Source organism: Bradyrhizobium sp. P2_E8, assembly GCF_056403875.1.
Map to the genome: position 1 here is coordinate 1 of NZ_JBFUES010000121.1, position 11,847 is coordinate 11,847.

At 64.9% G+C, this 11,847-nt stretch carries 13 protein-coding genes; 3 read left to right on the top strand and 10 right to left on the bottom strand.

Annotated elements, in window-relative coordinates:
• Window positions 1–355, bottom strand: a 355-nt coding sequence (locus AC1D00_RS09430; protein ID WP_477010485.1) for an FAD-binding oxidoreductase, incomplete at its 3' end; no start/stop codon positions are given.
• A 157-nt stretch (window positions 356–512) separates the two neighbouring features.
• On the opposite strand from AC1D00_RS09430, the gene AC1D00_RS09435 reads away from it, so the two are divergent.
• Window positions 513–1,709 carry an amidohydrolase family protein gene (locus AC1D00_RS09435; protein WP_027543230.1) on the top strand — a complete coding sequence of 399 codons (1,197 nt, stop codon included), beginning with the start codon at window positions 513–515 and terminating at the stop codon, window positions 1,707–1,709.
• A gap of 124 nt (window positions 1,710–1,833) precedes the next feature.
• Window positions 1,834–2,502: a hypothetical protein gene (locus tag AC1D00_RS09440; protein ID WP_477010486.1), complete on the top strand. Its 669-nt coding sequence runs from the start codon at window positions 1,834–1,836 to the stop codon at window positions 2,500–2,502.
• A gap of 9 nt (window positions 2,503–2,511) precedes the next feature.
• On the opposite strand, the gene AC1D00_RS09445 is transcribed toward AC1D00_RS09440, so the two are convergent.
• Window positions 2,512–2,901: a hypothetical protein gene (locus AC1D00_RS09445; RefSeq protein ID WP_135174115.1), complete on the bottom strand. Its 390-nt coding sequence runs from the start codon at window positions 2,899–2,901 to the stop codon at window positions 2,512–2,514.
• Between the two features lie 212 nt (window positions 2,902–3,113).
• On the opposite strand from AC1D00_RS09445, the gene AC1D00_RS09450 reads away from it, so the two are divergent.
• The gene (locus tag AC1D00_RS09450; RefSeq protein WP_477010487.1) at window positions 3,114–3,875 is read left to right on the top strand and encodes a lysostaphin resistance A-like protein; all 762 of its coding nucleotides are present in this window, start codon (window positions 3,114–3,116) and stop codon (window positions 3,873–3,875) included.
• A gap of 25 nt (window positions 3,876–3,900) precedes the next feature.
• On the opposite strand, the gene AC1D00_RS09455 is transcribed toward AC1D00_RS09450, so the two are convergent.
• The 8 genes from AC1D00_RS09455 to AC1D00_RS09490 form a co-directional block, all read right to left on the bottom strand.
• On the bottom strand, window positions 3,901–4,356 hold the full coding sequence (locus AC1D00_RS09455; protein WP_477010488.1) for a MarR family winged helix-turn-helix transcriptional regulator: 456 nt from the start codon (window positions 4,354–4,356) through the stop codon (window positions 3,901–3,903).
• A 25-nt stretch (window positions 4,357–4,381) separates the two neighbouring features.
• The gene (locus tag AC1D00_RS09460; protein ID WP_135173912.1) at window positions 4,382–5,086 is read right to left on the bottom strand and encodes an ABC transporter ATP-binding protein; all 705 of its coding nucleotides are present in this window, start codon (window positions 5,084–5,086) and stop codon (window positions 4,382–4,384) included.
• Entirely contained in the window at window positions 5,083–5,874 is a 792-nt protein-coding gene (locus tag AC1D00_RS09465; protein WP_135173913.1) for an ABC transporter ATP-binding protein, read from the bottom strand. The genes AC1D00_RS09460 and AC1D00_RS09465 overlap by 4 nt, the downstream gene beginning before the upstream one ends.
• The gene (locus AC1D00_RS09470) at window positions 5,871–7,760 is read right to left on the bottom strand and encodes an ABC transporter permease (RefSeq protein WP_477010489.1); all 1,890 of its coding nucleotides are present in this window, start codon (window positions 7,758–7,760) and stop codon (window positions 5,871–5,873) included. Before AC1D00_RS09470 ends, AC1D00_RS09465 begins: the two co-directional genes overlap by 4 nt.
• A gap of 149 nt (window positions 7,761–7,909) precedes the next feature.
• Entirely contained in the window at window positions 7,910–9,112 is a 1,203-nt protein-coding gene (locus tag AC1D00_RS09475) for an ABC transporter substrate-binding protein (RefSeq protein ID WP_027543238.1), read from the bottom strand.
• A gap of 80 nt (window positions 9,113–9,192) precedes the next feature.
• Window positions 9,193–9,777, bottom strand: a complete 585-nt coding sequence (locus AC1D00_RS09480) for an amino acid synthesis family protein (protein WP_027557295.1) — start codon at window positions 9,775–9,777, stop codon at window positions 9,193–9,195.
• Window positions 9,778–9,804: 27 nt separating this feature from the next.
• Complete coding sequence (locus tag AC1D00_RS09485; protein ID WP_477010490.1) at window positions 9,805–10,704, bottom strand: UPF0280 family protein; 900 nt, start codon at window positions 10,702–10,704, stop codon at window positions 9,805–9,807.
• Window positions 10,701–11,847 (bottom strand): 6-hydroxynicotinate reductase (locus AC1D00_RS09490; protein WP_477010491.1); only part of this gene is annotated, 1,147 nt, incomplete at its 5' end. The genes AC1D00_RS09490 and AC1D00_RS09485, both read right to left, overlap by 4 nt.

Consider the following 11,847-nt stretch of genomic DNA (forward strand, 5'->3'; position numbering starts at 1 on the left):
GCCCCGTGCCGGTGCCGATGAGGTAGAGGTTGCGGCCCTCTTCCAGGTTGTCGATCACCAGCGTGCCGGTCGCCTTGCGGCTGACGATGATCTCGTCGCCTTCCTTCAGGTGCTGGAGCCGCGAGGTCAGCGGGCCGTCCGGCACCTTGATCGAGAAGAACTCCAGCGTGTCCTCGTAATTGGCGCTGGCGACGCTATAGGCCCGCAGCAGCGGCTTCTCGCCGACCTTGAGCCCGATCATGGTGAATTCACCGTTGCGGAAGCGGAAGGTCGGGCTGCGGGTGGTCTTGAAGGAGAACAGCGTGTCGGTCCAGTGGTGGACGCTCAATACGCTTTCCTGGTTGAAATTGCTCATCTCACCCTTCCGTGTCGCTACGTTGCGGTTCCGAGGCGGTCAGCTATGCGTCGTTTGTACACGATCATTCGTATACTAATGAATAATCCGGCTTGATCCCTTGGTCAAGGCTGCCCAAGATCGACAGCGTTGCAGTTAAGGACAAGGACCCCCTTCCATGGCGCATGACGCACCCCAGGCCACCGGACCCTCGAAGCTCGTGATCCGCAATATCGGCCTGATCCTGTCGGGCGCGCTGGAAAAGCCGATCCTGGACGGCGACACCATCGTCGCCGAGAACGGCAGGATCACCGCGATCGGCCGCTACAAGGATCTCGACACGGAAGGCGCGACCACCATCGTCGATGCCAACGGTACCACGGTGACCCCCGGCCTGATCGACAGCCATGTCCACCCCGTCGCCGGCGACTGGACGCCGCGCCAGAACCAGATCAACTGGATCGACAGCTCCCTCCATGGCGGCATCACCACCATGATCTCGGCAGGCGAAGTGCACATGCCCGGCCGCCCCCGCGACGTGGTGGGGCTGAAGGCGATGGCGATCTTCGCCCAGCGCGCGTTCTGGACGTTGCGTCCCGGCGGCGTGAAGGTTCATGCCGGCGCGCCGGTCATCGAATGCGAGATGGTCGAAGAGGACTTCAAGGAATTGGCCGCCGCCGGCGTCAAGCTGCTCGGCGAAGTCGGCCTCGGTGGCGTCAAGGACGGACCGACGGCGCGAAAAATGGTCGGCTGGGCGCGCAAATACGGCATCCAGAGCACGATCCACACCGGCGGCCCCTCGATCCCCGGCTCCGGCCTGATCGACAAGGATGTGGTGCTGGAGGCCGACACCGACGTGGTCGGCCACATCAATGGCGGCCACACCGCCCTTCCCGACGACCAGATCCGCTGCATCTGCGAGGGCTGCAAGCGCGGGCTCGAGATCGTTCATAACGGCAATGAGCGCTCGGCGCTCTACACGTTGCGCATCGCGCGCGAAATGGGCGACCTGCACCGCGTCATCCTGGGCACCGACGGGCCGGCCGGCTCCGGCGTGCAGCCGCTCGGCATCTTGCGCATGGTCTCGATGCTGTCCTCGATCGGTGAGCTGCCTGCCGAGATCGCGTTCTGCCTTGCCACCGGCAACACGGCGCGGATGCGACAGCTCGATTGCGGCCTGATCGAGGTCGGCCGCGCTGCGGATTTCGTCATCATGGACAAGGCGCAGCACTCGCCGGGCAAGAACATCCTGGAGAGCGTCCAGCTCGGCGACCTCCCCGGCATCGGCATGACCATCATCGACGGCATCGTGCGGACGCAGAGGAGCCGGAACACGCCGCCGGCGGGCAAGGTGCCGGAAGTGGTGGCGAAGTGACCCAGCCGGAGTGGTCCGCCGCTCGGCGCGCCCCTCGGAAGCATTGAACACATCTCCGGCCTGTCGCGTCTAACGCAGGCAGCCCTGGCGGCGGCATTTCATTTGCTGGAGCGTCGAGGCGGACATGAGAGGTTGGTTGCGGATTGCCGCCGGCGTCGTCGGTGCGGTGGCGGGATTCATCGCCACGCTTTTGCCGCTCGAGCTCGGCGGCTTCGGCAACCGGGCGGACCTGATCACGTCGGGCCTGCTGGCACTGTTCGGCGCGATCGCCGGCCTCGTGCTGGCCACCCGGCTGGCGACACGCGTGGACGGAAGCGCGGGCAGCCTCGCGCGCAACAGTCTGAAATCGCTCGCCGTCGTCGTGTTTCTCTGCGCCGCCGCCGGTGTCGGCTACTACGCCTACGCCGTGACGACAGCCACGCCCTGGCTCAATCCCAACGCCGCCAATCCCCTGCTTCTGTTCGAGGTGCGCCTCCCGGCCGGAACGACGGTGCCGGCATCGGCGCAAGGCATCGCCATCGAGCTGCAAACCGATCTCAACACCATGCCGGGAGAGCCAAGCGTCGGCCGCTTCCGCCGCGACGGCGACAAGCCGGTCATCGCCGGCGAGGTCGAACTCGCCTTTCGAACCTCGCACCGGCAGCTCGCGGTCAACATCGAGGGCCAGCCGAGCCGGCTCTATCCGATCGGAATATCCGCCAAGGCACCGCACACGGCCGACTTCGGCCCTTGGCAATCGCAGGCCGACGGCAGCGAAATCCGCTACCGGGCCAAATGGCCGGGAAAGACGTAAGCCGCCCGATCAGCGCGGCTTGGGCAGCTCACAACGCACATAGACCTGGCGCTTGGCTTGTCCCACCGGGCCGTTGTCGATCACCAGCTTGCCGTCAGCGGCAATCGAAATCCGGGGATTGGAGCGAAACTTGTCTCCCTCGCCTTCGCAGGCGAGCCGCATCTTCCAGCCGAGCTTCCCGTCAGCGGTGATCGCACTGGCGCGGCATCGCGTCTCATACCAATAGAGGCGATTGCCGCCCTCGATGCTCATACGGTTGGGGCTGTCGTCATTGCGGCAATCCTTCTTGGTCGACGCCCAGAACCCTTCATAGGCTTGCGCCGCCCTGGCGGGAGCACACTCGCTCGCCAGCGCCGCGCCAAGACTCAAAACCACCGCAACGCAGTGCACCACTCTCATGCCGGGAAACCTCGATGGAGCTTTCATCGAGATTAGTCGCGAGCTCACCGCAGCTTGTTCAACAGCGCCATCAGCATCTCGCGCTCCTTAGGCTCGCTGGAAAAGCGCTGCGCAGACCGGCGTCGGCCGACGGCAAAAAGAGTTTTGCGCGGCGATCATGTCTAGCTAAGGTTGCGCCGCCATCGGCATCCTATCCGAACAAGGAGCCCTTCGTGAGTGAACAGGTCGCCGACCTTCCGCTTCCAGTCCAGAGCCAGTGGTCTGTGGTCCGCAGCTGCGTCTGCCAAGTGCTGGCAGCCCTGGCAAGCTCCTTATTGGTCAGCTTCGTCGTCGGCTTCGTCGTGGCCTTCGTCGGAGCGGCGACCCGTTCCGCCTCCTTACTCCATCTGACCCAAGAGTTTGCGTACGTTCAATCGCTCGCGATTCTGTCGATGTTGATGGTGAACGCGACGTACCTGCTCTTCGCCCGCGACGAGCTCAAGGAGAGGCTCCGACAGTTTCTTCCCGATCTGATGAACGGACTCCGCCGCCCCGTATCGCTGCTGATCCTGGTTTGCGTGCCGCTGGGCCTGCTCGGCTCGGTTCATTGGGCCATCACCACAACCCTGCTGACGAGGAATTTCCTGCACGATATGTCGCCGATCTATTGGCTGGCCATTGCGGTCCTTCTCGTCATCGTGGCCCCCGTGGCGGAAGAGATATTTTACCGCGGATACGTATGGGGCCGTCTGTCCAGTATCATGCCACCCTGGAAGGCAGGCACGATCTCCGCTGCTCTCTTCCTCGGCTCGCATGTTCCTAACGGCATCCTCGCGCCGCTACTCGTGCTGCCGCTGACGATCGTTCTGACCGTCCTGCGACTACGGCGCGTTGGAGTGAGCGTGTGCGTACTCGCACATGGCATCTACAACGGGACGATCATTCTCGGCAACCTCGTCCAGACCTACGTTGCACCGCTCCACATGCCTTCATAAGGATCGCGAAATTCGCGGCCGACATTCACCGCAGCTTGTCCAACAGCGCCATCAGCGTCTCGCGCTCCTTGGCGTCGAGCGGCGCGAGCGTCTCGCGGGTGATGGCGAGCGCGTTCGGCGCCAGTTTCTCGGCAAGCTGCTGACCGGCGCGCGTCAGGCTCACGAGCAGACGCCGTCCGTCCTCGGGATCCTGGCTGGTCTCGGTCAAGCCGCGCGCCGTCAGGCGGTCGATCACGCCCTTGATGGTCGCGACGTCCATCGCGGTCAGCCGTCCCAGCTGGTTCTGCGAGCACGGCCCGGTCTCGGCGAGCTTTGACAGCGCCGCCCATTGCGTCGGCGTCAGATTGGTGCCGATGTCGCGGGAGAAGATCGAGCTGTGACGCTGCCAGACCTGGCGCAGGATGAAGCCGACCTGCTCGTCGAGCACGTAAGGCGGTTTTGCCGGTTTGACGCTCTTCTTCGCCGCAACGCTTCTCGCCATCCGCTCCCCGCCCTTCCCTTTGCTGTCACAACGACAGATGCGCGTCGCGGATGTCCGGACGCGCGTCGAGCTCGGCCATGGTGCCCCCGAAGCAGATGCGACCGCGCTCGATGATATAGGCACGGTCGGAGATCAACCGCGCGAAATGCAGATTCTGCTCGGAGACGACGATGCTGACGCCCTCCTTCTTCATGGTCCGGATGGCATCGACCATCTGCTCCACGATCTTCGGCGACAAGCCTTCCGACGGCTCGTCGAGCAGCACCAGCGACGGATTGCCCATCAGCGTGCGCGCGATGGTGAGCATCTGCTGCTCGCCGCCGCTCATGCGGCCGCCCGGTCGGTTCTTCATCTCGCCGAGGTTTGGAAACAGCGTGAACAGCTTGTCGCGCGTCCAATATGGCGCGTTCGGACGCTTCGGTTGCCGACCGACTTCGAGATTCTCCTCCACCGTCAGATCGGTGAAGATTCGCCGCTCCTCCGGCACATAGCCGAGCCCCTCGCGCACGATCTCGTGCGTCGGCCGCACCGATACATCCTTGCCCTCGAACATGATGCGGCCCGAGCGCTGCGCCACGAGGCCGACGATCGAGCGGAACGTCGTCGACTTGCCCGCGCCGTTGCGCCCGAGCAGCGCAACCACCTCTCCCTGGCCGACCTCGAAGCCGATGTCGAACAGGATATGCGCCGGGCCGTAATGGCTGTTGAGGTCCTGCACCGTGAGCTTCATGTCGAGGCTCCCTCGCGATGCTCGGCATCGTAAAGCAGGCCCTCGCCGAGATAGACTGCCTGCACCTGCGGATTGCTGCGCACTTCCGCCGGCGAGCCTTCCGCGATCAGCGTGCCACGATTGAGCACGATGATGCGGTCGGCATGCTCGAATACCACGTCCATGTCATGCTCGGTGAAGAGCACGCCGATTGATTTTTCCCGCGCGATTTGAGCCGTCAACCGCATCAGGTCGACGCGCTCGCGCGGCGCCATGCCGGCGGTCGGCTCGTCCATCAGCAGCAGCTTTGGCTCGTTGGCGAGCGCGACCGCAAGCTCGAGCCGCTTGAGGTCGCCATAGGCCAGCTCGCCGCAGGGCCGGTCCGCATAGCCGCCCATGCCGACGAGCTCGAGCAAGCGGCCGGCTTCGCCGCGATCGAACTTCGGCGCCGAGCCCCAGAGGTTGAACAGCTGCTTCCCGTGCGAGATCAGCGCGACCTGCACATTCTCGCGCACCGTCATGGTCGCGAACGTCGCGGTGATCTGGAATGTGCGCCCTACCCCGAGCCGCCAGATTTCACGCGGCTTCTTGCCGGTGGTTTCTTCACCAAGCAGGCGGACGTGGCCGGAATCCGGTTTGTTCTGGCCGTTGAGCATGTCGAAGCAGGTGCTCTTGCCGGCGCCGTTCGGGCCGATCAGTGCCAGGATTTCGCCGGCACGCAGCGAGAACGAGACGCCGCGCACGGCATGGATGCCGCCATAGGATTTGGTCAGGCCTTCGACCGCGAGAAGTGGGGGTGCAACGCTCATTCGGCGGACTCGATCGGCTTGGCAAGCAGGGGAGATCCCGGCGGCGATGTCTTCCTGCGGCGCTGCGCCAGCATCTCCAGCATGCCGACGATGCCCTTGGGGAAGACGACGACGATCAGCACGATGAAGCCGCCGAGCACGAGCTTCGACAGATCGGTCTGGCTGACCAGCCAGATGTTGAGGGCCTTGTAGACGATGGCACCGATCACCGCGCCCGACACCGTCTCGACGCCGCCGAGCAGCACCATGACCAGCGCGTCGACCGAGAGCGAGATGCCGAGATTGTCAGGGAAGACGCTGCCCTTGAGATAGGCGAACAGCGCGCCGCCGATGCCGGCGGTCGTGCCCGCGATCACGAAGGCCGTCCACTGGATGCGCTTGGCGTTGATGCCGATCGCTTCACTGCGCAGGAGCGAGTCGCGCGTGGCGCGGAGCGCGTAGCCGAACGGCGAGAACACCATGGCCCGCAGCGCGATCGTGACGAGCGCCGCGACGCCGAGCGCGAGCCAATAGAAATGCGACGGGCTCGCCGCCCATTTTTCCGGCCATACGCCCAGAATGCCATTGTCGCCGCCGGTCACGCTCACCCACTGGAAGGCGATCGACCAGACGATCTGGGCGAAGGCGAGCGTCAGCATCGCGAAATAGACGCCGGAGAGTTGCACGGCGAAGAAGCCGAACACCGCCGCGCCCATGCAGCCGAGCAGCGGCCCGAGCAGCAGGCACACGATCATCGGCAGCCCCGCCATCTTGGCCAGGAAGGCGACGCCATAGGCGCCGAGGCCGAAATAGGCGGCGTGACCGAAGGATGCGAGCCCACCGACCGACATCAGGAAATGCAGGCTGACGGCGAAGATCACGAAGATCGCGATCTCCGAGCCGACGGTCAGCGCGTAGTTGCCGGCGAACAGCGGCAGCGTCGCGGCGATGACGAGCGTTGCCAGCGCCGCCAGCCGCTCGTTCGACGTCAGCGGACGCCACGGGTTGACGGTGAGACCCGGCGTCCTGCGCGCCGGCGCCTCCGGCTTGCCGAACAGGCCCCAGGGGCGGACGATCAGCACCACCGCCATCACCAGGAAGACGAGGATGATGGAGATCTTCGGGARGATCAGGATGCCGAAGGCGTTGAGCTCGGAGACCAGCACCGCAGCGACGAAGGCGCCGACGATGCTGCCGAGGCCGCCAATCACCACCACGACGAAGACCTCGACGATGATGCGCAAATCCATCGCGTGATGCACGGCATCGCGCGGGATCTGGAGCGCGCCGCCGAGTGCGGCGAGGAAGACGCCGACTGCGAACACCGACGTGAACAACCATTTCTGGTTGACGCCGAGGGCTGCGACCATGTCGCGGTCCTGCGTTGCCGCGCGCACCAGCACGCCCCAGCGCGTGCGCTGGAACAACAGCCAGAGAATGCCGAGCACGACCGGGCCGAGCACGATCAGGAACAGGTCATAGCTCGGGATGTTCTGGCCGAAGAAATCGATCGCGCCCTTGAAGCCCGGCGCGCGGCGGCCGACGAGATCGTCGGGTCCCCAGATCAGCACGACGAGGTCCTCGACCATCAAGGTCAGGCCGAAGGTCGCGAGCAACTGGAACAGTTCGGGCGCATGATAGATGCGGCGGAGCAGCACCATCTCGACAATGACACCGATCAGCGCCACGGCCAGCGCGGCCGCGACAATACTGCCCCAGAAGCCGAATGCGCCCGAAAACCGCTCGCTGAGCGTGAAGGCGATGTAGGCGCCGATCATGTAGAAGGCGCCATGCGCGAAATTCACGATCCGCGTCACGCCGAAGATGATCGACAGGCCCGAGGCCACCAGGAACAGCGACGCTGCGCTGGCGAGACCGGTCAGAAACTGTACGACATAAAAGGCCATAGGCGGTCCGGGTTGGGTGAAGTCGTAGGGTGGGTTAGCGAAGCGTAACCCACCACCTCTTCTCGTGTTGCACCGAAAGTGGTGGGTTACGCCAAGCGGTCTGCGCTACGCGCAGTCCGCAGGGCTAACCCACCCTACGGCAGCGGAGATCAATCCTTCGGCCGCAGCTTCTCGACTTCGGCATCGCTGGGCAGATAGTCCGCGCCCTTCTTGTAAGACGAGTCCACCATCACGCCCTTGCCGTCCTTCAGCGCGGTCTTGCCGACGTAAGCGCCGAGCGTCGACTGGTGGTCGATCTTGCGGAAGGTGATCTCGCCGAACGGCGACGGCATCGACAGGCCCTCCGCCGCGGCAATCAGCTTCTCCGGATCGGTGGAGCCGGCCTTCGCCAGGATCGCGGCGGCCGACTTGATAGTCTGGTAGCCGACGATCGAGCCGAGACGCGGATAGTCGTTGTACTTGGCCTGATAGGCCTTCAGGAACGCATCATGCTCGGGCGTTTTGATCGAGTACCAGGGATAGCCGGTGACGATCCAGCCCTCCGGCGTCTCGTCCTTGAGCGGATCGAGATATTCCGGCTCGCCGGTCAGGAAGGAGACGACCTCGCGCCCCTTGAACAGGCCGCGGGTGTTGCCTTCACGCACGAGCTTCACGAGGTCGGCGCCGAAGGTGACGTTGAGGATCGCCTCGGGATTGGCCGCGGCAACCGCCTGCACCACCGGGCCCGCATCGATCTTGCCCTGCGGCGGCCATTGCTCGTCCACCCACTGGATGTCGGGGCGCTTCTCCGACATCAGCTTCTTGAACACGGCAACTGCCGACTGGCCGTACTCATAGTTCGGCGCGATCGTGGCCCAGCGCTTGGCCGGCAGCTTGCTGGCTGCTTCCACCAGCATCGCGGCCTGCATGTAGTTCGAAGGCCGCAGGCGGAAGGTGTACTTGTTGCCCTTCGACCAGGTCACCGCGTCCGTCAGTGGCTCGGCCGCGAGGAAGAATACCTTCTTCTGGTTCGCGAAGTCGCTGACGGCCAGACCGATGTTCGACAGGAACGTCCCCGTCAGCATCGCCACGCCTTCGCTCGACACGAGCTCGTTGGCCGCGGTCTGCGCGTCCGCCGGCTTGCCGCCATCGTCCTTGGAGACGACGACGAGCTTCTTGCCGTTGATGCCGCCGGCCGCGTTGATCTCTTCCACCGCGAGCTGCCAGCCCTTGCGATAAGGCTCGGTGAAGGCCGGCAGCAGCGAGTAGCTGTTGATCTCGCCGATCTTGATGTCCTGTGCCATGGCCGAATGAGCCATGCCGCCCGCCAGAAGCGCGAAGGCCGCGCCCACAAAATAGTTTCTTGCTCGCATCCCAACCTCCAGTTTTGAACTCTCTACGTCTTCAGCGCGATGTTATCGGAGAAGCTGTGCCGGCCTCCCCGGTTCAAGCTCTATCTCAGACCGTCCTCGCCCTTGACTTCCGCAACCGTCAGCCCGCCGACGCGTGGCAGCGGACGGCCGCTGTCGGTGACGGCGACCGCGACCATGATCTCGTTGGCGCGCGGCGCGTCGTTGATCTGCACTTCCATGCCGTCGAAATGGCTGCGCACGAAGGCTGCATCCTTGTGCCCCAGGGGAATGTCGAGCGTCGTGCCGGGGCCGCTGCGCTTCTTCGACGACGGGATCAGCGCCGCGCCCTTGCTCAACACCTTGCGCACCGGCGCGCCCATCTTCGGGTGAAGGATCGCGGCCGCATGCTCGAGCTCGCCGTTCTCGCCGACGGCCGCCGCCTTGCCGTAGCTCTGCGCCTTCGCCCCGTCGATCCCCAGCGCCGCGACCGCGCGCTTCGACAGGAGCTCGCCGAGCTCCTCGCCGATCGCGATCAACGGCGAAAGGTCCTCGACATATTTTCCGGCGAAGGGATTTTCGATCACGGCAATGGCCGCGGCGCGCCGGGTCGGCGGCGAGACCTGGCGGCCCATCTCCATTTGCGTCTCTTCGACGACGGTGACGATCTTCCGGATGATCGCGCTCATGATTGTTTCCCTTGGGCTCGTCCCTGTTCAGGCATGAACCGCGTTCTCCAGCACAGGCGGGCGCGATCGCTGCCGTTCAATATCTTTCGGTCCGATGACAAGCATATCACCACTAAGCTGCATCACGGCGCCCTCGATCAATCCGCGATCGAACAAATGTCGTGCACATTCCGCGCCAGATTCCAGCGCGGCCGCAATCTCGGTCGGCGACAACTCACTGACGTCGCGGGTGACGAGGCGCGCGCCGAGATCGCTGTCGGGCTGAAGCTCGTTCGCAGGCTGCCGGACGATGGCAGGATGCCCGGGCAGATCGACGGCGTTGGCGATGATCGTTGCCGCCGCATCGGCTTGCGAGGCCGTTGCCGCCAGCACGGTCACGGCATCTGCGATCCCAAGCGAAAAGCTGCGGCCATGGCGCCCGCTGGTCGCGATCCCCCGCACGGGATCATCAGCAACGACTTTCATCCTCCGCATCACGCCGTCGCGACCGGGCCGGTCCATCAGGCCGACCGAAAAATGCTCGCCTCGCGCAAGATGCAGCGCGATGTCGCCGCCATTATTGACATAGGCCTGGTCGAGCGATGCCGCGCTCAGCATTGCGCCCAGAATCTCCTCGGCCACGCTGCCGGCCACCGCGGCCATCGGCGTGATGAAGCAATCGGGGGCATGGGGCGCAACGGCGGCATACATGCGGCGGGCAACGACGCCCTTCAGTGCGCACGCTCCGGGTTCCGCTGCCTTGCGCAACTCCGTCAGCTCCAGGCAGAGCTCATCGAGCAGCCCGGTGAAACGGCGCGCCGCGGCATCATAGGCCGCTCGCACCTGGCTCGCGTCCCCCCTCGCCTCGACGATCAGATCAATCGGACCATCCTGCAAATGCAGCCGCCGACCATCAGACAGCCATGCGATTTGCGGGAGCCGCGTCATGCCCGGGGCCCCGGAATTGGGTTCTGCCAGGGCAACTGCCGGACATCGTCGCCGCCCTGCACCTCGGAGAGCGGCTTCACATAATCCATGTGTCCGCCGAGTGCGGCATAGTCGGACAGCTTCATCGTGAACTCGATCGGCGCGACCAGCGCAGGCGTCGGCACATAGCCGAACGCGCCTGAAGGCATCTGCGTCACGTCGACCATGTAGGTGATGCCGCCGCCGGGCCAGACATAGACCGGTGCGCCGCCGCTGGTGACGCGGGTCAGCGCGTCCTTCACCGAGCGCGTCAGCCGCACTGGATTGTCGGTGACGCCCGCGCGCAGCGAACCGCCCGCACCAGCCATGAACAGCACGGTGCACAGCGCCGGCTCGCAATTCTCCTGGATGCGCTCGACCGAGAACTTCAAATCATCAGGCATCTCGGTCTCGACCGGCTTCAGGGCCTCGTCGAGCACGTAATAGGAAGAGTGTTCGCCCGTCGTGGAGACCATGAGCATGGAGAGGCCAGGCTTGGCCTCCTTGGCATCGAACGGCCCGAGAATCGCGAGCGGATCGGAGATGTTGGTGCCGCCCCAGCCGGTGCCGGGATCGGCGACCTGAAAATAGCGACCGGGCGTCGAGCGCCGGCCCTTCATCTTGATGCCGGTGTCGGCGATGTCGAGCAGCTTGCCGGCCTGGTGCTCCGAGAGCACGCCGGTGATGTGGTCGTCGACAACGACGACCTCGTCGACCTTGCCGTGCCATTGCTTGGCGAACATGCCGATCGTCGCCGAGCCGCAGCCGACGCGCATGCGCTCTTCCTTCACGCCGTTGACGATCGGCGGCTGGCCGGCCTGCACCACCACCGTGGCGCCGCCGTCGATGGTGAACTCGACCGCCTTGCAATTGGCGAGGTCCATCAGCGTGTCGCAGGTGACGCGGCCTTCCTTCTTGGAGCCGCCGGTCAGGTGATGCACGCCGCCGAGCGACAGCATCTGCGAGCCGTATTCGCTTGTGGTTACGTGGCCGACCGCCTCGCCCTGGGCGCGGACGGTTGCGGTCTCCGGGCCGAGATAGCGGTCGGTGTCGATCTTCACCTTGATGCCGCAATAGGAGAAGATGCCCTCGGTGACGACGGTCACCATGTCGACGCCGTCGACT

Coding starts and splice junctions, on each gene's coding strand:
- AC1D00_RS09440 (WP_477010486.1), top strand. CDS start 1,834: ATGAGAGGTTGGTTGCGGATTGCCGCCGGCGTCGTCGGTGCGGTGGCG.
- AC1D00_RS09435 (WP_027543230.1), top strand. CDS start 513: ATGGCGCATGACGCACCCCAGGCCACCGGACCCTCGAAGCTCGTGATC.
- AC1D00_RS09465 (WP_135173913.1), bottom strand. CDS start 5,874: ATGAGCGTTGCACCCCCACTTCTCGCGGTCGAAGGCCTGACCAAATCC.
- AC1D00_RS09485 (WP_477010490.1), bottom strand. CDS start 10,704: ATGACGCGGCTCCCGCAAATCGCATGGCTGTCTGATGGTCGGCGGCTG.
- AC1D00_RS09445 (WP_135174115.1), bottom strand. CDS start 2,901: ATGAGAGTGGTGCACTGCGTTGCGGTGGTTTTGAGTCTTGGCGCGGCG.
- AC1D00_RS09475 (WP_027543238.1), bottom strand. CDS start 9,112: ATGCGAGCAAGAAACTATTTTGTGGGCGCGGCCTTCGCGCTTCTGGCG.
- AC1D00_RS09480 (WP_027557295.1), bottom strand. CDS start 9,777: ATGAGCGCGATCATCCGGAAGATCGTCACCGTCGTCGAAGAGACGCAA.
- AC1D00_RS09460 (WP_135173912.1), bottom strand. CDS start 5,086: ATGAAGCTCACGGTGCAGGACCTCAACAGCCATTACGGCCCGGCGCAT.
- AC1D00_RS09455 (WP_477010488.1), bottom strand. CDS start 4,356: ATGGCGAGAAGCGTTGCGGCGAAGAAGAGCGTCAAACCGGCAAAACCG.